17 protein-coding genes and 2 pseudogenes are annotated in these 22,701 nt (G+C 38.0%); 15 read left to right on the forward strand and 4 right to left on the reverse strand.

The genetic code is table 11. The features are described from left to right. Positions 1-219: 219 nt before the first annotated feature. On the forward strand, positions 220-2,235 hold the full coding sequence (locus tag ACFJIZ_RS02400) for a BamA/TamA family outer membrane protein (protein WP_379090331.1): 2,016 nt from the start codon (positions 220-222) through the stop codon (positions 2,233-2,235). 129 nt (positions 2,236-2,364) lie between these two features. Here ACFJIZ_RS02400 and ACFJIZ_RS02405 read toward each other — a convergent pair whose 3' ends face one another. From ACFJIZ_RS02405 to ACFJIZ_RS02420, 4 genes are all read right to left on the reverse strand, one after another. Beyond that, positions 2,365-2,892, reverse strand: coding sequence for a hypothetical protein (locus tag ACFJIZ_RS02405; protein ID WP_379090333.1), 528 nt, complete (start codon positions 2,890-2,892; stop codon positions 2,365-2,367). A gap of 60 nt (positions 2,893-2,952) precedes the next feature. Further along, positions 2,953-5,268, reverse strand: coding sequence for a patatin-like phospholipase family protein (locus ACFJIZ_RS02410; RefSeq protein ID WP_379090335.1), 2,316 nt, complete (start codon positions 5,266-5,268; stop codon positions 2,953-2,955). A gap of 28 nt (positions 5,269-5,296) precedes the next feature. Next, the gene (locus tag ACFJIZ_RS02415; protein ID WP_379090337.1) at positions 5,297-5,785 is read right to left on the reverse strand and encodes a TspO/MBR family protein; all 489 of its coding nucleotides are present in this window, start codon (positions 5,783-5,785) and stop codon (positions 5,297-5,299) included. A gap of 71 nt (positions 5,786-5,856) precedes the next feature. Further along, positions 5,857-6,972 (reverse strand): alginate lyase family protein, encoded by a 1,116-nt coding sequence (locus ACFJIZ_RS02420; RefSeq protein ID WP_379090339.1) that lies wholly within the window; start codon positions 6,970-6,972, stop codon positions 5,857-5,859. 265 nt (positions 6,973-7,237) lie between these two features. Here ACFJIZ_RS02420 and ACFJIZ_RS02425 point away from each other — a divergent pair, with 265 nt between their 5' ends. From ACFJIZ_RS02425 to ACFJIZ_RS02490, 14 genes and pseudogenes are all read left to right on the forward strand, one after another. Next, positions 7,238-7,660 (forward strand): hypothetical protein, encoded by a 423-nt coding sequence (locus ACFJIZ_RS02425; protein ID WP_379090341.1) that lies wholly within the window; start codon positions 7,238-7,240, stop codon positions 7,658-7,660. Then, positions 7,660-7,968, forward strand: a complete 309-nt coding sequence (locus ACFJIZ_RS02430; RefSeq protein WP_379090343.1) for a hypothetical protein — start codon at positions 7,660-7,662, stop codon at positions 7,966-7,968. The genes ACFJIZ_RS02425 and ACFJIZ_RS02430 overlap by 1 nt, the downstream gene beginning before the upstream one ends. Positions 7,969-7,984: 16 nt before the next feature. After that, on the forward strand, positions 7,985-8,455 hold the full coding sequence (locus ACFJIZ_RS02435; RefSeq protein WP_379090345.1) for a Pycsar system effector family protein: 471 nt from the start codon (positions 7,985-7,987) through the stop codon (positions 8,453-8,455). A gap of 1 nt (position 8,456) precedes the next feature. Next, complete coding sequence (locus tag ACFJIZ_RS02440; protein WP_379090347.1) at positions 8,457-9,494, forward strand: hypothetical protein; 1,038 nt, start codon at positions 8,457-8,459, stop codon at positions 9,492-9,494. Between the two features lie 4 nt (positions 9,495-9,498). Then, a pseudogene (locus ACFJIZ_RS02445) lies at positions 9,499-9,863 on the forward strand (phospholipase D-like domain-containing protein); the annotation flags it as partial. A gap of 24 nt (positions 9,864-9,887) precedes the next feature. Continuing rightward, positions 9,888-10,490, forward strand: a complete 603-nt coding sequence (locus ACFJIZ_RS02450) for a hypothetical protein (protein ID WP_379093850.1) — start codon at positions 9,888-9,890, stop codon at positions 10,488-10,490. Positions 10,491-10,510: 20 nt separating this feature from the next. Further along, positions 10,511-10,906: a hypothetical protein gene (locus ACFJIZ_RS02455; protein ID WP_379090349.1), complete on the forward strand. Its 396-nt coding sequence runs from the start codon at positions 10,511-10,513 to the stop codon at positions 10,904-10,906. Continuing rightward, positions 10,875-11,408, forward strand: a complete 534-nt coding sequence (locus ACFJIZ_RS02460; RefSeq protein WP_379090351.1) for an SdiA-regulated domain-containing protein — start codon at positions 10,875-10,877, stop codon at positions 11,406-11,408. The genes ACFJIZ_RS02455 and ACFJIZ_RS02460 overlap by 32 nt, the downstream gene beginning before the upstream one ends. Positions 11,409-11,433: 25 nt before the next feature. Further along, positions 11,434-13,365, forward strand: coding sequence for a metallophosphoesterase (locus tag ACFJIZ_RS02465; protein WP_379090353.1), 1,932 nt, complete (start codon positions 11,434-11,436; stop codon positions 13,363-13,365). Beyond that, positions 13,344-15,029, forward strand: coding sequence for a BamA/TamA family outer membrane protein (locus ACFJIZ_RS02470; RefSeq protein ID WP_379090355.1), 1,686 nt, complete (start codon positions 13,344-13,346; stop codon positions 15,027-15,029). Before ACFJIZ_RS02465 ends, ACFJIZ_RS02470 begins: the two co-directional genes overlap by 22 nt. A 12-nt stretch (positions 15,030-15,041) precedes the next feature. After that, positions 15,042-17,462 carry a GAF domain-containing protein gene (locus tag ACFJIZ_RS02475; protein ID WP_379090357.1) on the forward strand — a complete coding sequence of 807 codons (2,421 nt, stop codon included), beginning with the start codon at positions 15,042-15,044 and terminating at the stop codon, positions 17,460-17,462. 102 nt (positions 17,463-17,564) lie between these two features. Beyond that, complete coding sequence (locus ACFJIZ_RS02480) at positions 17,565-18,164, forward strand: TetR/AcrR family transcriptional regulator (protein ID WP_379090359.1); 600 nt, start codon at positions 17,565-17,567, stop codon at positions 18,162-18,164. 75 nt (positions 18,165-18,239) lie between these two features. Further along, positions 18,240-19,424 carry an efflux RND transporter periplasmic adaptor subunit gene (locus ACFJIZ_RS02485; protein ID WP_379090361.1) on the forward strand — a complete coding sequence of 395 codons (1,185 nt, stop codon included), beginning with the start codon at positions 18,240-18,242 and terminating at the stop codon, positions 19,422-19,424. Between the two features lie 26 nt (positions 19,425-19,450). Next, a pseudogene (locus ACFJIZ_RS02490) lies at positions 19,451-22,623 on the forward strand (efflux RND transporter permease subunit). The last annotated feature ends 78 nt before the right edge of the window (positions 22,624-22,701 follow it).

The following is a 22,701-nucleotide window of genomic DNA, read 5'->3' on the forward strand; positions in this document are numbered from 1 at the left end:
TTTTGTAGCAGGATGTTCTTCAACAAAATACATCGAGGATTATCAATCCATCGTTAAAAAGGTAGAGATTGATAGCATACCTAAACAATATGAAGAGCAGGCATACAATTACGTACAAAAGGATATCCGTCCCTCTGGTGGCTTAGGTATAAACGTAGGATCTACAATATATTCAATACCAAAAACGGCAAATACAAAACATCTGGAATTAAACAACAATTGGGATCACCACCTCCAATTTTAGATAGTACTTTAGTAGAGATCTCTCGTAACCAGATAGAAAAATACCTAAAGAGCAAAGGTTTTTTTATGGCGAAGGTAAAATCAGAGATTACCGTGGCCAAGAAGAAGGCAAGTCTAAAGTTTATTGCCAACCCTGGCCCGGCTTTTACGATCAATAAGATCACCTATCAGATACCAGACGAAACGGTCAAGTCACTTTACCTATCAAACAAGGCCATGTTTACGCACCTGCGTGAAGGGATGCAATACGATGAAGATTCTTTGGCTTATGAAAGGGAACAGATCTTTACAGTAATGCGTCAAAATGGTTATCGGTTTTTTGAACGCCCATATGTAAGGTACGAACCAGATTCAAGCCAAAACAATAGTAAGGTAAGTGTTCGCCTAATCATTGACAATCCTCTTGATGGAAGTAAACATCAAGTATATACCATAGATACCACCAATGTGATCATTGCCGAAAATTCGGAGGGTTTTTCGAATATGGAAAGATTGGCAGACTCTTTAAAGGTCAAAAGGGTAGTCAGGGGAACCAGATTTACCGACTTATCGGGAAGGTTTAGGAGAAACCCGATTGTGAGGTATAATTTTATCAAGGAGGGTGAAACGTACGACATTAGAAAAGAAACGCTAACCTACGACAGGTTGTATGAACTGAATGTTTTTAAGAATGTGAAGATAGAATACACCAAGGCAAAAGACAGCAGCAATAAATTAAACCCTGTAATTTTGTTGATCCCACAAGAGCGGATGAGCAATAGGACTGAAGGAGAAATACCTTTTAACAATGGTACAGTAGGTTTTACAGTGAGTAATACCTATACCAACAATAACTTTCTAAAAGGTGCAGAGCGATTTCAGTTTCAGGTTAAAGGTGGTCTGCAGTCGAGGATAGGAGCAGGAAAATCGATATTTACCGATATCTATCAAAAAGACTTTTCGGTAAGTGCCAGTTTAACGGTGCCAAGGTTGATGATTCCGTTTGTAACCATCCCCCAGATGGGAAAAAATGGAATGCCGTTTACCACATTTTCTTCGAGCTATTTGTATGCCTTGCAAAAAGACATCACCACCCGTAAAATATTTATCAATGCGATAACTTACGATTGGGTAGAAACCAAATCAAAGTTGCACTCATTTACCCCATTAAATGTGGAGTACCGTTTTGGTAATGTATTGATTGATACATTGGACAAAACAAACCTGGAGCAGTACGAAAAAAATAAACAGATCTTAGAGGCCAACTCTTATAACATCAAACTAATAGGTAGAAAAGACTTTACGCTTGGGATGAAATATGCCTATACACTCAATGGGAATAAACTATTGGAGAACAGGTCATTTATCTATTTTAGAGGAAACATTGACATTGCTGGTAATCTATTACAAGTAGCTTCTAAAGTTTTTGGAGACAAACATGATCCTAAAAATGGAGATTTTGGAACCTTGTTTGGTCTGCCATTTAACCAATATGTGCGTCCTGAGATTGATTTGCGCTGGTATAAAAGTTTAGGTGGCGAACGTCAGTTTATTGCAAGATTGAATACAGGTATTGGTTATGCATATGGCAACTCGATCTCTATCCCTTTCGAGAAATTATTTTATGCCGGTGGTTCGAGTGGGATCAGGGCTTGGCAGGCTAGGACTTTGGGACCCGGAAATTACAACAGAAAGGTAATTGCGAGCGAGGATGCCAGAAATTCTTCTTTCGGGATTGATCAACTTGGACAGATGCGTATTGAAACCAATTTTGAGTACCGCTTTTTGTTGGTCGGTAAGTTAATGGGTGGCAAGTTAAAAGGAGCAACATTTATTGATATGGGTAACGTATGGAACATTTCGCCAGGAAACCCACAACCAGAAACTTACTTTAAACTGGATAAATTGGGCAAACAGATTGCCATTGGAACAGGCATGGGCTTTAGGTACGATGTACAGTTTTTCGTTTTCAGGTTTGACCTTGGACTGAAGATCGAAGGATCCGCAGTTTGAAGGTTCTGAGCAATGGGTAATCGGAAAGTTCTTAAGTGGTGGCAGGGCATTTAAGGATAATTTTAAAATCACAAATGCACCAGACCGTTATCGCTTTATGCAATATAACTTTGGTATAGGATTACCTTTCTAAACCAGATTCTTTAAATAATCGAAAGTAGTTTCGAAAAAAGTAGAAATATTTAGGCCATTGCTGTAATTAAAATACATAAATACAAGCAATAAGATAATGCCTATATAGATAAACTTTTTAAAGGCGAAGATCAAGATGATGATCAGCAAAGGAATAATGATCAAAAATATCCTACTGATGGTGATGGGGTTTAGGTTACCATCTTTTTTAAAAACATAGAGCAACTTACTGTGGGTGCCTTGGTCGTTCTGGTGTTTAATGTAAACAAAAGTAGATTTATCTATCTGTAAGGGCAAAATGGCCACCCCATTGTTAAAAGTCATCTCTTGCGTAAAACCACTAACACTAAAAGTATATAGCCCATTTATTTTTTCGAGTGGTTGATCTAATGAATCTGCAGCAATGATAGCCAATTTGCTATTTTTAAGCAGGCTTTCTTTAACCAAGAAATTGTTGATGTCGGCATTTTGGGCAAAGCAGTTACTGGTAATGAACAGTAAAAACAATACAGCTATTTTTCTCATAGAGTTATTTTTTAATGTAGAAGGATAATGTGGCATCATTTACGCACTCAGCTGTTCGTCTCATTCTATTGATCGTTTATTGTAAATTAGATAGCCTAAATGTAGTAAAACGCCACTTCTTTTTATAGGGTCGTTGTATAAATTGTAACTAAAGCTGATCGGACCAACAGGCGTGTTGTATACTAAGGCGGCAGTACCTGCATAACGCCAATTGCTAAAGGCTTTTGCATATTTAACATCTTGTAATCCAATTTGTTCAAACTCTTTATAAGGTAAAAACATATAACCCTCTACACGTAGGTCGAGGTTTCTTTTCAGTTGAAAAATGTTTTTTAATCCACCTGCGATGTAACTCGTTGCTCTAAATTTCTCTAAAAATAACGACCTACTGTCTTGTAATGGATAAAATGCTGGCGCAGCCAATAAAGTAGAATAATAATTGGCCAATAAGGGCTGATTAGAGATTACACCTTCAACCAAATAGCCCAAAGTATACCTGTTGGTATGGAAAAAATAATGTTCATCGCTTAATTTGATATGGCCCCATTCTCTAAATTTTCTAAAGATCTGGAGTTGGCCTGCCTCGATTTTGTCATTGTATTTATTACCTGGCGTATAGTTTTCTTTACCAGTAGAGTAGTTGAGGCTGAGTAGAAAGCTATGCCCACGGGTTGGATATTGTTTGCGGTTAAGCGAGTTCTGTTCAAAAGCCAAACTCCCTCTTAAGCCGTTGTAAATGGTCTTATCTAAGATATCTCCTACAGCAAAGGTATTGGTAGGGCTATACCTGTCATTGTTGTTGATAAAAGCGGTACTCAGGATAATTCTGGCATTGCGATTCAAAGGCATCCCTAATTTGAGGTCTATTTTTCGGTCTGCCTGTTCAATGTAGGTTGGATGTGGATTTTCTAAAAAGATCTGACTCGTATTATAGTAGTTCCAGTGGTTGTAGGTAACTTCAGCCCCAAGAAAGAGTGGTAGGCCAGAAGGATAATCTACCCGACCACTTAATTGCACCGATTCGTAAAATCTGCCCGAATAAAAATTAGTGCCAAAGGTATAGGCCTTTCTATTCAGGTAATTGTACTGCAGGCCCAAATAAACATTACTGATTGGCCTAGACGAAATATTGCCGCCAAAATCTATCTTCAAGCTTTTTTTGGGTTTGGCCACAATCTCGAAATTGTAACTGTCTGTTTCCGGTTGATAGGATATTTTGGGATAGATGGTCTCAAACGTCTCATCAGCTACTAATTTATAATAACCCCGTCTAATGTCTGCCAGGTTAAAAGTAGGGTGGTCGCTTTTAAATAATCTTTCGATATATTTCTTTTGTTGCGAGTTCACACCACTTACAATTACATTGCTAAATACCAAATCTGGTTTTCGTTCATTAAATTTATTGCGTTTGGTCAGTAGCTCTTGTGGGTCTATCCTTCTGGCAATGGCTTTTTTGATATTCTCCATATCAGCCATGGTAGCATCATAACCTTGTTTGATCAGTTCTTCCACAGGTGCAAAATTGGTTACGCTAAAATCTGCCAGATTAGGTTGGATGTAGATGCCATTTTCGCCAACAAGGGTAGAATCTGATTTGGAGAGGAACATGTAGACCAAAAACCGGTTCATCAAGCGGTCATCATCTTTAGGGTATTCGTTAAAAGTTTTTGAAGATACATTGGCGCCAATAATGAAATCGGGTTTAAATTCGTTTTTCATAATATCAGCTGGAAAATTGTTATACAATCCACCATCAAAAACATATTTGTTTTCAAGTTTAATTGGTCTGTAAACTAAAGGAACAGTCATTGTTGCCCTTACAGCTTCGGCCAAACTTCCTTTGCTAACCGTTATGCTTTTTTGCGATAATACATCAGATACCATACAACGATAGGGTACAAAAAGTTCATCAAAGTTGTCTTTGGCTATGGCCGATGCTTGCGAAAACAATTCTAACAAGGCGAAATTTAAAGGAATGTCATTGACGATATTAGGCCTAAAACTGAGGCGTAGACCTTGGTCTATGGATAATTTAGCGGTGAGGATGGAAGCGTTGTTGCTGTTTTTTTGGAAATAATAGCTGTAGTCACTTTTATATTTCCCACTTACCCAATCCTGAAAATCTGAACTTAAAGCAATCTTTTCTATTTGTATCGGAGAATAGCCTGCAGCATACATTGCGCCTACAATACCACCCATTGAGGTTCCGGTGATATAATCGATTGGAATATTGTTTTCTTCCAAGGCTTTAAGTGTACCGATATGAGCAAGACCTTTAGCGCCACCACCACTTAAAACCAAGCCAACTTTTTGTGCCTTAACCTGTAGCACAAAAAGTACCAAGAACAAAACGAATAGTTTTTTAGGATAACTCACACCATAAAAATATCGTTTTCTTTTGAAATTAGTTCAAAATAAAAATAGAATAGGTCAAATAAGACGCAAAACTGACCCAAAGAATATAAGGCAAAAATAACCAGCCCGCTACTTTGTCAATCCTGTAAAAAATAAAGGCATTGACAATAATGGTTAACAATAACACACCTATTTCTACAACAGCAAAACCAATCTGGTGTTGATAAAAGAATAAAAAGGACCAGGTAAGATTTAACAGCAATTGCAACAGGTAGATCACCACGGCCCAAGAATAACCTGATACGATCTTCTTTTTCTCCATACCAGATAAGAAGAAGATCCCCATAATGATATAAAGTGCAGACCATACAGGACCAAAAATTGCGTTTGGTGGATTTAATGCTGGCTTATTTAAGGTAGTGTACCAGGTTTTAACAGAATCCATCGTTAAAAAACCACCAATTGCACCTATAGAGAGTGGAATGATCAAGCAGAGCAGAAACGGGAAGAATTGAAATTTTTTGTGTTGATTTGGCATCGAGCTATTAATTTTTAATTGAACCAATAACAATTAACGATAATTGTTGTTTGGCACTATTTTAAATTTAGCTACTCTATCCAGATTAAGGGGTGTCTTACAGGTAAATTTCTTATTACTTCTTCATTTTTGGGTTGATGTTCCGCTTTTTTCCATGTGTTTAGCCAGTCTTTTTGCTGATATGCAAGAGCAGAAAATAAGAGGGCAGGTTGTGCTACTGGCCAACTCTCCCAGTGCATTACGTCTTTTGCATAAGGCCATTTGTTTTTATCGGCAAGAAACGGATAAAGAAATGCAACTCCTTTTTTAATTCCTTTTCCATCGGTAGTTTCAAATTTCCATAGGTTGTTTTCTTTTGTACTCAACAGTTGACAGATGGTAGCAAAAGCATCCAGATTAAAAATCGAATAACCAAAAGGTTTGGTGCGTTTAAGTTCTAGCGGTAAGCTGCCATCAGGGTCCATCTGTTGAGGCAGCAGTACATTTTTATATCGATAAATACAAAAGTCCATCAGTTGCTCATTTCCGGTAAACTTTGCAAAACAGGCCACCTGCATTACCCAACAAGTACCATGGTTGTTTTTGGCATTCATTTCATCTTTTCCATATTGATGGGTAGTTAACCAATTTAAATAAGAGGTAAACCAGGTTTTAGTACCTTCAACTGTTGCTGCTGCCATCGCTTTAGATCTTTGTAGAACGATTATCCCTTGCACCACTTCCATCAATTGGATCGTATCGATAATGCCTATTCCTCGCCCTGTGGCAACACCTTTGATGGCTTGGGCATACAAGAGGTTGGGGTTCATCTTTGTAGCTGGATCAATAAACCACGCATTGAGGTGGAGCATGGCTTGTTTTACATACTTATCATTATTTGTAAGTTGATAGGCCGAAGCCAATGCGCCTATAATTTGACTGAAACGGATCATTGCTAATCGATGTGCCACAAAATTCTGAGGGTTGGTCATTCCGTCTTTTTGGATGTAAGGTCCGTCGGGTTTCTCCGGATTTGGCCACCAATAATCACCTTCAGAATAAAAATCATTTTTACCACCAGCACTTCTGCTCGACGTTTCGGCAGTTACCGTAATGGGTTTTTGCTGCATGGCCCATTCGGCTTCTGCAATAACTTGCTTTCGAAGTGTAGCCGTTACTTCCGATTTAAAGGGCTCGTCAGTTTTCAAACTGCTTAAAATAATCACTAAAACTACAGCAAAAAGGACCTTGAAAAAATTCATTTTATTGATCTATGTTATTGGTAAGTGGTATAATTTATGAGTAAGATTGCATAGAAAAATAATGTAGCACAAAAATTCATTTTAATGAGATTGTTGATATGCTCTACAATAAAATTCTTATATTTCGTAAATATCTAATTAATTACGTAAAGTTGAAAACAGCTATCATTTAATGAAGTATTTTAATCTTTAAAACTCCTACACATCCATCATGAATTACAAACAATTGCAGGAAGAAGTGAAAGAACATGTATTGGAATATTTCCATACTCATCACGATGCAAAATTGGTTTACCATAACTTAGAACATACCCAAAGCGTGGTTGATGCCACCATACAGATTGCCAATCATTACCAACTGAGCGATAAAGATTTTTTTATTGTGAGTACCGGTGCATGGTTTCATGATACAGGGTATTTTGAAGATGCCCAAAACCACGAGACTAAAGGAGCAAATTTGGCTGATGCATTTTTGAAAGAGAAAAAAGTATCGGCAGAGATTAGAGATGCAGTAATACAGGTGATCTCTCTACCAAAATGCCGCAGAAACCAACAAATCTATTGGAGAATATTTTGTGCGATGGTGATCTCTTTCATTTGGGAACCGCAGAGTTTAAAGACAAGCGAAAACTGATGCACAAAGAGATTGAGCTTCTGTATAACAAAGATATTGGTAAAAACGAATGGCGTAAAAAAGATATTGAGTTTTTGGAACAACAACAATACCATACAGATTATTGCATGTTGTTGTTGAATGAACAAAAACAGAAAAATATTGAATGGTTAAAAAGTAGGCTCAAGGAAGAAAAGGAGGAAGTTGCAGAAGAGAAAGGCAATAGTGACAGTCCGTTGGAAAAAACGGATAAACTGTTGAAACAGAAAGATAAGGAACGTCCCGATAAAGGGATCGAGACCATGTTCAGGATCGACCTCTTCCAATAACCAACGCTTAAGTGATATGGCCGATAACAAGGCGCAATTGCTGATCACGGTAAACTCTATCATCTTGTCTTTAATTGTGAGTTTGGTACTGAGAAGATTGGAAGACAATGCCTTTTTAATCGTACCTACCTTTATTCTGTTGATGGTCAGTTTATCCACCATCATTTTTTCGATCTTGGCTACCAGACCATCTATACCAGATGGGGTGTTTTCTGATAACGACCTGGCCCGCAAAAAAGTGAACCTGCTGTTTTTTGGCAATTTTTATAAAATGACTTTGAGCGATTATGCCAAGGGCATGGTGAAAGTGATGAATGATAATGAGTTTTTATACGGCACCTTAATTACCGATGTGTACTCTCAAGGCGTAGTATTGGGCCGTAAATATAAATTGATCAGGATAGCTTACAACATCTTTATGTTTGGTTTGATTGCAGCAGTTTTGGCTTATGTAACTTCTTATATTGCCTACGGAAAACTAGATTAACATGTCGGGTGCAACAATTGAAAATGAGTTTTTTGATAGGGACCTAAGTTGGCTATCATTTAACGAACGTGTTTTACAAGAAGCCAACAACGACGCAGTACCTTTGTTAGAACGGATCAAGTTTTTGTCTATTTATTCTTCAAACCTTGATGAGTTTTATCGGGTAAGGATGCCGGTATTATTGGCATTGGCCAAACTGAGTAAAAAAGAGAACAATAACGTTGCAGTGGCAGACGATCTGTTGGACAAAGCAAATCAGGCGATCCAGAACCAGCAACAAACTTATGGTAGCATTTTAAAAGATACCATCATTCCGCAACTGCAGCAGCAGCACGTCAATTTTGTGTATGGAACAGCTATCCCAAAAGCGTTGGATGAAGAAGTCTGTCGATATTTTTTAAGCCAGGTATTGGCTTTTCTGCAGCCCGTAAATCTGGGAGAAGCTAAATCTTCGTTTTTTCCAGACAACAATGAACTCTATTTTTTAATTGACCTGGTGCAGAATGAAGTACAACAGACCATTGTCCTAAACATTCCGTCAAGTCATTTACCTCGATTTTATAAGATCATTAAAGGCAATGAAACTTTTGTATTGCTTTTAGATGATATCATCAGGGCAAACCTAGACGTGCTTTTTAAAGATGCAGCAATTAAAGGTTGTTATAGTTTTAAGATCACCCGTACTGCAGAAATTGACCTAAAAGACGAATATGCTGGCAATTTGGCAGAACAGATTGAAAAACAGCTGCAAAAAAGAGATTTTGGCCTAGCCACCCGCTTTCTTTATCAACCTGGTGTACCACAAACCACCATAGATCTGTTAACTGATAAATTAAACCTGCAAAATGCCAATCTGGTAGCAGGTGGGCGATATCATAATTTAAAAGACCTATCTGCCTTTCCGGTAAATATTCCAGAACTTTCTAACCCCTCGTGGCCTAAGACTTACTATCCTACGGTTACCAAAGGCAAATCATTGTATGAGGAGATTTTAGAAAGAGATATCCTGATTGAATCCGCCATACCAATCGTACGATAGTGTTTTGCGCTTTTTTAACGAAGCTGCGACTGATGAAAGTGTAGAGGAAATCTATGTCACCCTTTACCGTGTAGCCAACGATTCGAAGATTGTAAATGCGCTCATCAGTGCCGCCAAAAACGGAAAGAAAGTATTTGTATTGGTTGAGCTAAAAGCTCGTTTTGACGAAGCCAACAACATCAAATGGGCCAAAAAGATGAAAGAGGCTGGTGTAGGATCAGTTACAGTGTAACCGCCTTAAAAGTACATGCCAAAATAGCATTGGTAAAACGGAAAATAGGATTACGAAAAGTTTACACAGGTTTGTTTGCCACAGGTAATTTTAATGAAACTACTGCTAATTTCTATACAGATCACATCTTAATGACCTCTCATCAGGAGATGTTGAGGGAAATGGAACTGCTCTTTATCTTTTTAGCTAAAAGAGTTAAACCAACCGATTCCAATTTGATCAAGTTCAACAATCTTTTAGTGGCCCAATTTAACCTGCAACAAAGATTTATTGAATTGATCCAAAGAGAAATCGAGCAAGCTGAGCAAGGAAATACTGCTGCGATCACCATTAAATTGAATAACCTGGAAGAAAAAGTACTGATTGCCAAATTGTATGAAGCATCACAGGCTGGGGTTAAGATCAATCTGATTATCAGGGGCATCTGTAGGTTAATTCCTGGGGTAAAAGGAATGAGCGAACACATCAAAGTAAATAGGATTGTAGATCGATATTTAGAACATGGCAGGGTATTTGTCTTTCATAACCAAGGTAAGGAGGAAGTATATCTTGGATCAGCAGATTGGATGAACAGAAATATCTACAGAAGGATTGAAGTGTGTTTCCCTATTTTGGGATTCCACAGAATCCAAGCAGAAATTAAATCTATTTTAAAACTTCAGCTTGCAGATAATGTTAAATCTGTAGAAATAAATGACAAAATGATCAATGTTCCTATTGTAACAAAACAGGGAACCGATCCAATCTCAATATCGTATCTATGAATTGTTAAAAAGTAAATCAGATGGTAAACAGCTCAAAAACTAAAATCCGTAAAAAATATGCACTAGTACTTGTTGTGTTGACATTTTTGGTAACCTTAACTGGATTGTCTTGCGTAGAAAAAAAACCAAAGGGTGGAGATAGTCCTGTGGGTTACGATTTAAACAAACCACAGAAATACAGTATGCCTGATATTTTACAAGAAATTTCGGGAATTGCCTTTGATAAAGGTGACAATAGAATTGTTTATGCAGAGATGGATGAAGATGGAAGTGTGTTTAGCTTGCCATTGGGCACTAAAAATGAAACAATTACCAAATTTGCCAAAAAAGGTGATTATGAAGATATTTCTATAGCCCAAGGTTGGGTAATCTTATTAAAAAGTAATGGTCGATCTTTATTCCTTTCTGTTGAGTGAAACCAAAAAGCCAGAAGCAGCCAATGTGAAAGAAATTAAAGGTTTGGTGCCAAAAGGCGAATATGAAGGTATGTTTGCCGATGAAGCTACAGGTGATGTGTATGTACTTTGCAAAAATTGCAAACAAGACAAAGGAACCAAGGTAACCAGTGGATATATCCTGAGTTTGCAAAAAGATGGCAACATCAAACCCAAAGACACATTTAGTGTAGATGTTAGTCAGGTAGATCAGTTATCTGGTAAGAAAAAAGGTACTTTCCATCCATCAGCATTAGCCATCAATCCTTTAACCAAAGAATGGTATATCGTGTCGTCGGTAAACAAGGCTTTATTGGTAACCGACCAAAATTGGAAGATCAAAAATGTGTATCATTTAAGTTCCAATACTTTCAATCAACCAGAAGGTATTGCCTTTGATAAAGCGGGTAACCTTTATATCTCTAACGAGGGCAGTGAAACACAACTCGGAAATATCTTAAGGTTCGATTATAAAAAACCTTAATTTTGTTAAATCTCAAATTATCAATATGTTAAAAAAGCTACTCTTTGTTTTATGTTTGTTTCAGGCTTTCGCTGGTTTCGCGCAAGATTCGATAAAATATAGGGTGATTTTGATTGGTGATGCGGGAGAAATGAACGATGGCCAAAAGGAATCACTAAAAAATGCAGCCAAACACGTCATCAAAGGAAAAACCACCACCCTTTATTTAGGAGACAATATTTATCCGGTTGGGATGGCCATTCCTGGTTTTGGCGATTTTAAAGAAACGAGCAAAATCTTGGAATCGCAATTTAAGCCCATGCGAGATGCTGGTGCAGCCGTTTATTTTATACCAGGCAATCACGATTGGGATAAATCTGGACCAAATGGTTTGGCAAAGATCCAAGCACAAAGTGATTACTTAGCTTCTTTTAACGATCCACTTTTGAAAATGATTCCGTCTAATGGCTGTCCGGATCCAGTTGCCATCCACTTAAGTGATAAACTGACGGTGATTGCCTACGATAGTGAATGGTGGTTGTTTCCCTACAACAAAGCCAACCCAGCAGCAGATTGCGATTGTCAGACTAAAGAAGAGGTGCTTTCTAGAATGGAAGATCTGATGGAGCAAAATAGAGACAAAATTATCTTATTGGCTTCCCATCATCCATTTCAAAGTTATGGATCGCATGGCGGATACTTTACTTGGAGAAACCATCTATTTCCTTTAACCTTATTGAATAGAAACTTATATATTCCTTTACCAATCATCGGATCACTTTATCCCTTTTTACGGTCAACCATGTTAAGTCCAGAAGATTTGAATCATCCACTGTACAAAGACATGATTAAAAGTGTAAATGGTGTTTTTGGCAATAAACCCAATGTTATTTATGTAGCGGGGCACGAACATGGGCTTCAGCTCATCAAAAGCAAGCAATTGCAGATCGTAAGTGGTTCTGGTTCAAAAATGAATCCTAATAAATTGGGTAAAAACTCATTGTTTAACGAGATGAGGCAAGGTTATGTGATCGCAGATCAGTTGCGCAATAACAACATGCGATACGAATATTATATCTACGCGGATACAGGTGTGGTAAAGGTATTCACGTATGTGCAACCTTATAAAGAGATCATGGCCAAACAAAAAACCGATCATAAGGTGATCAAGGCTGATAGCATTACCATCAAGATCATCCATCTTATGATAGTGTTGGTAAGGTGCACCGATTTCTTTTTGGCGAAAATTACCGTAAAGATTACGCAATGGATACCAAAGTGCCTGTATTGCGGATTCTCTGAAATACAGGGAGGTTTAACACCAACGCAATTAGGTGGAGGTAACCAATCAAGGTCATTGCGATTAAAAGATAAAAGCGGTAAGGAATGGGTATTGAGAAGCGTAGAAAAATATCCAGAAGTACTTTTGCCACAAGGGCTAAGACAAACTTTTGCAAAGGATATCCTAAAAGACAACATGTCTGCCCAACATCCTTTTGGGGCATTAGTGGTACCAACACTAGCCAAAGCTGTAGATGTGCCCCATAGTACCCCTATTATTGGTTGGGTTTCTCCAGATCCAAACCTAGGCGATTACATGGGTGCTTTTGCCAATACACTTTGTCTATTGGAAGAACGAGAACCTATTGGCGATTCGGACAATACAGCCAAAATGTTCAAAAAACTAGATGACGACAATGACAATACCTACGATGCAGATTTATTGCTTAGAGGTAGAGCTTTGGACGTGTTGTTAGGCGATTGGGACAGGCATGAAGACCAATGGAGGTGGTTTCCAGAAAAGACTGAAAAAGGAAAGAAATATTTAGCCGTACCCAGAGACCGTGACCAGGTTTTCTATAGTTCTGATGGTTTTATCCAACGTTATGCACAAGGTTCTTCTTTACTGCCAATGATGCAGGGTTACGAAAGAGAATCAAAAACATCGATTGGTTTTTGTGGGAAGGAAGAGCAATGAACAGCAGGCTGATGTCGCAATACACCGAGGCCGAATGGGATAAAGTGATTGTAGATTTTTGTGCCAAATTAACAGATGATGTTTTTGAAAAGGCTTTAAAGAAACTTCCCGAACCTAATTATACCTTACGTCATGATCAGTTTTTAACAAGGCTAAAAGAGCGTAGAGCCTCTTTGCCAAAACTGATGAACGAGTATTACCACTTTTTTAACCGCATCGTCGATATCCAGACCAGTAATAAAAATGAAAAGGTGTTGATAACAGATTCGGCAAACCAACACTTAAAAATACAGATCAATAAAATTTCTAAAGAGGGAAATGTAAAAGAAGAGATTTTTAGTAGAAATTTTGATCCAGCAATTACAAAAGAAATTCGTTTGTACGTAAAAGATGGGAATGATAGTGTGGTAATAGATAATAAAACATCCAATATTAAGCTAAGGATCATTGCTGGTGCCGGTAAAAAAACATACGAAGTACCTCATGCATCCAGAGGTATCCAATTGTTTGGCAGAAAAAATGGCAATTCAACATTTAGTGGCAACGATCAAAATAGGTTAAACAAAAAAATGGCAGTAGATACTTCCAATGTATCTTATTTGGGAAAAGATATGTATAGCCGAACTTCTACCTTGTTAAATGCTGGCTTTAATGCTGATGACGGTTTACTATTGGGCTTGAGCTTTAAGATTAACAATCCGGGTTTCAGGAAACAACCTTATGGCAATTCGCAATACTTTTCATTCTTACACTCGTTTGCCACTACAGCATTCAGGTTCAATTACCGTGGCGATTGGTTAAAAGCAGTAGGAAAAGCAGATATTACTTTAAAAGCAGATGCGTATGCACCAGACAATACCCAAAATTTCTTTGGCGTAGGGAACGAGACAAAATTTGATGATAGGATAAAATATTATAGGGCCAGATTTAATATTTATCAAATAGAATCTACCTTAAGGTGGCGCAGGCCAAAATCAACATTCAGTGTTGGCCCAAGTTTTCAATTGTATAAATATGATGATGAAGACAATGAAGGTCGTTTCATTACCAATACCTCACAGTTACATTCTTACGATAGCTTAACTGTTGCCCAAAATAAATGGTATGCAGGTGTAGTGGTCAACTTTATCAACAACACCAGAGACAATGAGATCTTGCCAACATTGGGAAGCTATATCGATTTTAAATGGTCGGCCTATAAAGGCCTGAACAAATATGCCAACTCATTTGGTCAGTTTACAGGTAGCATTGCGCTTTATAAGAATTTGGATGGAAGAGCGAAGTTTGTATTGGCCGACAGATTTGGTGGTGGGATTACCGTTGGTAAACCCGCATTTTATCAGAACCAGTTTTTGGGTGGTCAGGGCAATTTGCTAGGTTACAGGCAATTTAGGTTTGCCGGACAGCATAGTTTTTACAATAACCTGGAACTGAGAGCTAAATTAGGCGATTTTGTCAGTTATGTATTACCTGGACAAGTAGGTCTGATGGGCTTTTATGATGTAGGTAGAGTTTGGAAAAACAATGAAGAGTCTGACAAATGGCACCATGGAGTTGGAGCTGGCATATATTTTGCACCAGCATCTTTAACAGTATTCCGTTTTGTGATGGGGCATTCGACAGAAGGATGGTATCCTTACGTGTCGATGAATTTTAGATATTAATTAGAGAAAGAGATGAATACTACAGTTGTTCAGATTAATAAGAATGAGCATATCAATTGCGAGGTAAAATTTACCCTGTCATTTAGGCCATTAATTGCTTACCTAAAAAGTAGGTTGAAAACAGAACAGACTTTAAAAGTTGAGTTTTATCGCTTCTTGTTAGAAAAAATAGAACGAGAAGAAGCCCTAAAAAATGACATAGACGTTGACGACCTGGCACGATACAAAGACACCTTAGAATTGATATTTACCATTCTAACTCCGTTAATGGCCAACGAAAAAGAATTATACTGGGCTTTGAGTACACCCATTCCCGACAAGATTTTTTTCAGTACTGATGTTTTCTATGATTTTTTATTGTTGCACAAAGAACAAAAGGAGCGCGACAATCTTCCAGAAGATGAAAATAAGGAAAGGCAACAATTGCAGTTTATTTATAGAATGATCTTAGAGAAGTTCTATAATTATACTTCTATCTATAAAAATGAAATCCTTTACGCCTATACCAATCCAGAAACCAATCTTACTACCTATTATAACATCAAGGCCGATAGTCAATTCATCGATATCAAATATGAAGGAGAAATGCCCGAGCTAAATTTTGAAGCCGTGGCAACCGCTATCCAAGAAGGAAATGAAGTTGAATTGCTGCAAACCATTATCCCTTTGTGTAACTTTAGGTTTGACGGGTTTAGCGTAATTACATTAACTGATGTAACCTTACAACATGCCATCGATGGCATTAGGAATGCCTTGGTTAACCATACCTACGAGGATGAGGCATACGAACATGTGATCCAGGCCTTGAAAACCTTAACAGGAAATGGCCGTATAGAGTTTGGTCTATTTCCATTCTTAAAGGTCAATAACAAATTTGTTTTCGACGATGAACAGAGTACACAAAGTATCCTTTTAAATTCGAGTAGAAAATATAACCTACAAAAAGAAGCCTTTGAAAGCTTGGCCAGCGAATATGCTGAAAGCCCACGTCCGGTTTTCTTTAACAACCTCACCGATGATAAAATAGAAAAATTCCCCTTCTTGGATGCCTTAAGAAAAGAGGGTGTCCATTCTTATTCATTTCTACCCGTCTATTACAATAATCAATTGGCAGGTATCCTCGAAATTTATTCAAGAGAAGACCTAGAAGTTGACGAAAGATTATTGTCTCGCTTACATTCGGCAATGCCCTTGTTAGGTCAGTTGCTCCAATATAAAATAGAAGAATTTAATGCAGTAATGGACGAAGTGCTGAAAGATAAATTTACAGCGTTACAACCTTCTGTACAATGGAAATTTAACCAAGTAGTTTGGGATTTTCTAAAAAGTAGCAAAGGCAAGAAAAAAGCACAGGACATTGAAATGGTTACCTTTAAAGGGCTTTATCCATTATTTGGTGCCATAGATATCCGAAATTCAACTGTAGAAAGGAATTACGCCTTAAAAGAAGATTTAAAAGTCCAAATTGCCCTCTTATGTCAAACTTTAAATGAACTGAGGGTGATTATTCCGTTAGATCTGATTGATAAAATTCTATTCAATTGTAGAGATTGGCTAAAAAGGATTGAAGATTTTATCAGTTCAAGTGAAGAAGCATTGTTAAATGAATTTTTAGAGTTGGAAGTCTATCCAATGCTAAAACATATTGAAAAAGGACATCCACAAACCAGCAAACTGATTCAAGCTTTTTTTGAGAGCATCAATACCGAAAAAGGTATTGCTTTTGAGAATAGAAGAACGTTAGAAACGTCCATGCAGTTTATCAATACTGCGGTTAGCGAATATTTAGAAGATGCACAACAGGTACTTCAATCATCTTATCCTTGTTATTTTGCAAAGTTCAGAACAGATGGGGTAGAATATGATATTTATATTGGTCAGGATATTGCTCCAGATATACCTTTTGATTTATTGTACCTCAAAAATATCCGCCTTTGGCAATTAACAGCCATGGTAGAAGTGGCTCGTTTAACAAATGGCCTGGTTAGTCAAATGCCTAGAGCCCTGTTAACCACACAATTGATCTTTATCCATTCTAACCCAATAGATATTAGTTTTAGGAATGATGAACGTAGGTTTGATGTAGAAGGAGCCTATAACATCCGTTACGAAGTAGTGAAGAAAAGGATCGACAAAGTATTGGTTAAAGGAACTGACGAACGTTTAACACAGCCTGGTAAGATTGCCTTGGTGTACTTTAATAATTACGAAGCGCTCGAATACAGAGAATATATCAAGTACCTGCAAGAACAAGGCTTTTTACAAGACGACTTGGAAACATTAGATCTGGAAGAGTTGCAGGGAGTAAGCGGATTGAAAGCATTACGTGTAGGTGTAAATTACATGTCGTGCGATTTCTTTGACGAACAATGGACCAAAATAAAGAAGACCATTAAAAAGAATCCACAAAAAAGCATCGAAAAATCAATTTAAAACCACTTTACAAATTATCTGACAAACGGATGATATGCATTTTTAAAAGTGTTTATACATTTGCTTAACAGTGTTAGATTATTTTATATCATTTAACAAATCATGGGAAGTAAGGAAAGAATACAGCGTCAGAAAGACGAAACCAGAAAAAGTATTTTGGACGCCGCTTTACAAATCGTAAAACAAGAGGGATGGCATGCCCTAAGCATGCGTAAAATTGCAGATGTGATCGAATACACTGCTCCGATTATTTACGAATATTTCTCAAATAAGGAAGGTATCCTAATTGAACTGACCAGACAAGGTTATATCAATTTAGGGAAGAAGATAAAAATTGCAAAAGACAGTGAAAAAGAAACTGCTGCACAATTGGAAGCAATGTGGGTGGCCTACTGGAATTTTGCATTTGAAGAAAAAGAATTGTACAAGCTCATGTTTGGCGTAGACATGAACTGTTGCGAGTTGCAAAAATCATTACCAGAAGCTGAATATACCACTAGGCTTTTTAATGAGGAAATTGAAAAATTGATTACCAAAGTTCCAGTACCAGAAAATATTGTTTGTTTAAAATATTATACTTTCTGGTCAGTTATCCACGGTCTGATTTCTATTAATTTGGTTCAAAAAGGAACTGGAGAAGAGATCAATCAACAGATATTAATAGGAGCGATCAGAGCAATTATTGCGACCATTAACGACTAAAATTTTTTTATCCTCTATTTAACACTGTTAAATTAATTTATTAACGTAAAGTAAACATTAAAATCCCCAATTATTATGAACAACATATCCAAATTTCTCTCATTATCTAACAATGTTAAATTATTTAACGAATGGATAATATTAGTAGCCATTACAATCGTTTTATTCTTGGCCAGCTGCAAAAGCCAGCCAGAGCCAATGGCGGCAGCACCTGCTCCATCGTTACCTGTAATTACAATAAGCGAAAGTTCTGAACAGACCTTTGTCGATTATCCAGCAGCGATACAAGGTGCCTCTGATCTAGAAATCAGACCACAGATCTCAGGTACAATTGACCGTATCTATGTTAACGAAGGTCAATTGGTGAGTAAAGGTCAATTGCTTTTCCAGATTTCTGAACTGCCATTTAGGGCACAATTAAACAATGCCAAAGCAGCATTGCAAGCCGCACAGGCTGCAGTTTTAAATGCACAGTTAGAAGTAGATAAGTTAACACCATTGGTACAAAACAAAGTAGTTTCTGCTTTTCAGTTACAAACCGCCAAAACAGCACATCAAATTGCCTTGGCCAATGTAGAGCAGGCAAAAGCAAGTGTAAACAGTGCACAGATCAATCTAACTTATACCCAGATCAAGGCGCCAATTGGCGGGTATATCGGTAGGCTTCCAAAAAAACAAGGAAGCTTGGTTGGTCCGGCAAGTCCTGAAGCATTGACACAACTTTCTGATGCGCATGAAGTACATGTATATTTCTCTCTGGCAGAAACTGATTTTATCAACTTCAATACAAAATATCAAGGTAAATCTGTAGCGGACCGAATTAAACATCTGCCAGCAGTTTCATTGGTTTTAGCCGATCAAAGTGTATACCCAATTGAAGGTAAGATTGATATGATTGATGGTCAGTTCGACAAAACCACTGGCGCCATTACTTTAAGAGCAAGTTTTGCCAATACAAAAGGCCTGTTAAGACTTGGTAATACAGGCAAAGTAAGGTTAGCACTTGATCACGACCATATTATGTTGGTTCCTCAGGCATCAACGGTTGAGATACAGGATAAAGTTTTTGTATTTGCACTTGCCGACAGTAACAAAGTAAAAAAACAAGCCATCACCATTGTAGGTAAAAGTGGTACAAATTACCTGGTAAAAGATGGGTTGAAAATGGGAGAACAGATTGTGGTAAGCGGATTAGACCGTTTGCAAGAAGGTGTTGTCATTGTTCCCCAAAAAGCAGTAGAAAAAATTGCTAAAAATTAATTCCCAATTAAAATCTATTAACGATCATGTTTAAAATATTTATACAAAGGCCAGTCTTAGCTACAGTAATCTCCATTATATTGGTGATTTTGGGTGTGCTGAGCCTTACCAAATTACCGCTCCAACAGTTTCCAGATATTGCTCCGCCTTCTGTTCTGGTTACCGCAAATTATCCCGGAGCAAACGCCGAAACTGTTTTACGTTCGGTAGCCCCATCATTAGAAGAATCAATCAATGGGGTAGAAAACATGAGCTATATGAGCTCTACAGCAAGTAATGATGGTACATTGGCCATTACAGTTTATTTTAAACTGGGTACCAATGCCGATCAGGCTGCAGTAAACGTACAGAACCGTGTTGCACAAGCCACCAGTCAATTGCCTAGCGAGGTGGTACAACAAGGATGATCACTGCCAAACAACAGAATAGTTTTATTATGGCTATTGGCATGTATACAGAGGATGAGCAGAAATACGACCAGACTTTTGTGGCCAATTATGCGCAGATCAATATCATTCCAGAGAATCAAAAGGATCCCAGGTGTAGGAGCTGCCAGTATTTTTGGCGGAGTTAAAGACTATTCGATGAGGGTTTGGCTTAATCCTGCCCAAATGGCCGCCTATAAAATTTCGCCTAACGAAGTTATGGCTGCCATACAAGATAAAAGCTTAGAAGCTGCTCCAGGCCGTTTTGGTGAAAAAAGCAACGAAGTTTTTGAGTACGTGATCAAATATAAAGGAAAACTGACCAAAACAGACGAGTATGAGAATATTGCCATTCGTGCCAATGCCGATGGTTCGATCCTACACCTGAAAGATGTAGCAAGAGTTGAGTTTGGGTCTTATTCTTACAACAGTTTAACCCGTTTAAACGGTAAGAAAGGGATTGTAATTGGAATTATCCAATTGGCCGGTTCAAATGCGAACGAAATCCAGATCGCCATCAATAAACTGATGGAAAAATCTGCAAAAGATTTTCCGGTAGGATCAAACACAATATCTTCTACAGTACAAAAGTTGCCCTAGACCAATCTATTGAACAGGTGGAACATACCTTGGTAGAAGCTTTTATATTGGTGTTTTTAGTGGTATTTGTTTTCCTTCAAGATTTTAGGTCTACCTTAATACCTGCCATTGCAGTGCCTGTTGCGATCTTGGGTACGTTCTTCTTTATGCAGTTGTTTGGTTTTTCAATCAACTTGTTAACGCTTTTCGCTTTGGTATTGGCCATCGGGATTGTGGTAGATGATGCGATTGTAGTGGTCGAGGCCGTACATGCCAAAATGGAACACAAACGTTTAGATGCCAAATCGGCAACCCACGAAGCCATGCACGAGATCAGTGGAGCAATTGTTTCCATCACCTTGGTCATGTCTGCTGTATTTTTACCTGTTGGTTTCCTCGAAGGTTCTACAGGCGTATTCTACAGACAGTTTGCCTTTACCATGGCTACAGCGATCATCATTTCGGCAATCAATGCCTTAACCTTAAGTCCTGCATTGGCTGCGTTATTTTTGAAAAGCAACCATACTGGTCATGAAGACCAGCCGAAAGCCAGCTTTAAGGAGAAATTCTTTGCTGGTTTCAACAGAAGTTTCAATACCATGACCGGTAAGTACGTTGGTGGTCTGAAATTTTTGATCAAAAACAAAGTGGTAAGTATGGGAGGTTTGGCCATCGTTATTTTGGCTACCATCTGGATGGTTAAACGTACACCAACAGGTTTTATTCCTACAGAAGACCAAGGTTTTATTGCCATTGCGGTAAATACGCCATCAGGTACTTCATTGGCTACTACTTCAGAAGTGATGCAACAGGCCGAAACAGAACTTAAAAAGTTAGATGCGTCAAGATTTGTAACAGCGATTACAGGTTTCAATTTATTGACCAACTCCACAAGTCCATCGTCGGCTGTAGTATTCGTATTGCTTAAACCCGAAAAAGAAAGAGGGAAAGTAAAAGACATCAATGGTGTAATGGATGTGATCAGGGGTAAATTAGGAGCGATCAGCAAAGGAAGTTTCTTTGTCTTCAGTTTTCCAACCGTACCAGGATTTAGTAACGTAGAGGCTTTGGACCTTGTGCTACAGGATAAAACAGGTGGCAAGCTGGATAAATTTAGTGGCATAGCCAACAATTTTATAGGTGAGCTGATGAAGCGTAAAGAGATTGCAGTAGCTTTTACCTCATTTAAAGCAGATTATCCTCAACTCCAATTGGAAGTTGACGACAACAAAGCCAACCAATTAGGGGTAAATGTGAAAGATATCCTACAAACCATGCAGGCCTATTTTGGTAGTGCACAAGCATCAGATTTTAACCGATTTGGTAAGTATTACCGTGTCATTGTGCAAGCAGATATTGCAGACCGAGCTGATCCATCGGCCATAGACCGCGTATTTGTTAAAAATAGGTCAGGAGAAATGGTACCGATCAATACACTCGTTAAACTATCAAGGGTATATGGTTCAGAAACAGTATCTAGGTATAACCTGTTCAATTCGATCCAAGTCAATGCAATTCCAAAACCAGGCTTTAGTTCTGGTGATGCGATCAAGGCAATTGAAGAAGTTGCCAAACAACAATTACCAGCAGGGTATGGGTTCGAATTTTCTGGTCAGACCAGAGAGGAGATTTCTTCAAATGGTCAATCTACAGTCGTATTCATCCTATGTTTGATATTTGTTTACTTCTTGTTGGCGGCGCAGTACGAAAGTTATGTCTTGCCTTTGGCTGTAATCTTATCTATACCAACAGGAATTGTAGGGGTGTTTATCGCCATTGGCTTAACAGGTATCGAAAACAATATCTACGTACAGGTTGCATTGATCATGTTGATAGGTCTGTTGGCTAAAAATGCCATTTTGATTGTCGAGTTTGCAGCACAACGACGAAGGGCCGGACTTACTTTAGTGACGGCTGCAATTGAGGCTGCAAAACTAAGATTGAGACCTATCTTGATGACCTCTTTTGCATTCGTTGTAGGCTTATTCCCAATGAGTATTGCAACAGGTCCGTCGGCCCAGGGTAACCACTCTATTAGTATCGGTGCGGCAGGAGGGATGGTATCAGGTATCATTCTAGGTTTATTCATCATTCCTGTACTTTTTGTCATCTTCCAACATCTGCAAGAAAAAATCAAAGGTGTACCTGCCGCTGTAGCACATTCAAACCCTAACAATGAAGATCATGGACACTAATCGAAACACTTCTTCACAAACTCAAGAAACAACGGTTTTAAATGAGTTCTTACCATTGGTAGCAGAATGGTTAAACAA

This window comes from Pedobacter sp. UC225_65, from assembly GCF_042698365.1.
GTDB lineage: Bacteria > Bacteroidota > Bacteroidia > Sphingobacteriales > Sphingobacteriaceae > Pedobacter.

Coding starts and splice junctions, on each gene's coding strand:
- ACFJIZ_RS02475 (WP_379090357.1), top strand. CDS start 15,042: ATGAATACTACAGTTGTTCAGATTAATAAGAATGAGCATATCAATTGC.
- ACFJIZ_RS02460 (WP_379090351.1), top strand. CDS start 10,875: ATGGTCGATCTTTATTCCTTTCTGTTGAGTGAAACCAAAAAGCCAGAA.
- ACFJIZ_RS02450 (WP_379093850.1), top strand. CDS start 9,888: ATGGAACTGCTCTTTATCTTTTTAGCTAAAAGAGTTAAACCAACCGAT.
- ACFJIZ_RS02455 (WP_379090349.1), top strand. CDS start 10,511: ATGGTAAACAGCTCAAAAACTAAAATCCGTAAAAAATATGCACTAGTA.
- ACFJIZ_RS02480 (WP_379090359.1), top strand. CDS start 17,565: ATGGGAAGTAAGGAAAGAATACAGCGTCAGAAAGACGAAACCAGAAAA.
- ACFJIZ_RS02465 (WP_379090353.1), top strand. CDS start 11,434: ATGTTAAAAAAGCTACTCTTTGTTTTATGTTTGTTTCAGGCTTTCGCT.
- ACFJIZ_RS02405 (WP_379090333.1), bottom strand. CDS start 2,892: ATGAGAAAAATAGCTGTATTGTTTTTACTGTTCATTACCAGTAACTGC.
- ACFJIZ_RS02430 (WP_379090343.1), top strand. CDS start 7,660: ATGCACAAAGAGATTGAGCTTCTGTATAACAAAGATATTGGTAAAAAC.
- ACFJIZ_RS02425 (WP_379090341.1), top strand. CDS start 7,238: ATGAATTACAAACAATTGCAGGAAGAAGTGAAAGAACATGTATTGGAA.
- ACFJIZ_RS02415 (WP_379090337.1), bottom strand. CDS start 5,785: ATGCCAAATCAACACAAAAAATTTCAATTCTTCCCGTTTCTGCTCTGC.
- ACFJIZ_RS02435 (WP_379090345.1), top strand. CDS start 7,985: ATGGCCGATAACAAGGCGCAATTGCTGATCACGGTAAACTCTATCATC.
- ACFJIZ_RS02440 (WP_379090347.1), top strand. CDS start 8,457: ATGTCGGGTGCAACAATTGAAAATGAGTTTTTTGATAGGGACCTAAGT.
- ACFJIZ_RS02485 (WP_379090361.1), top strand. CDS start 18,240: ATGAACAACATATCCAAATTTCTCTCATTATCTAACAATGTTAAATTA.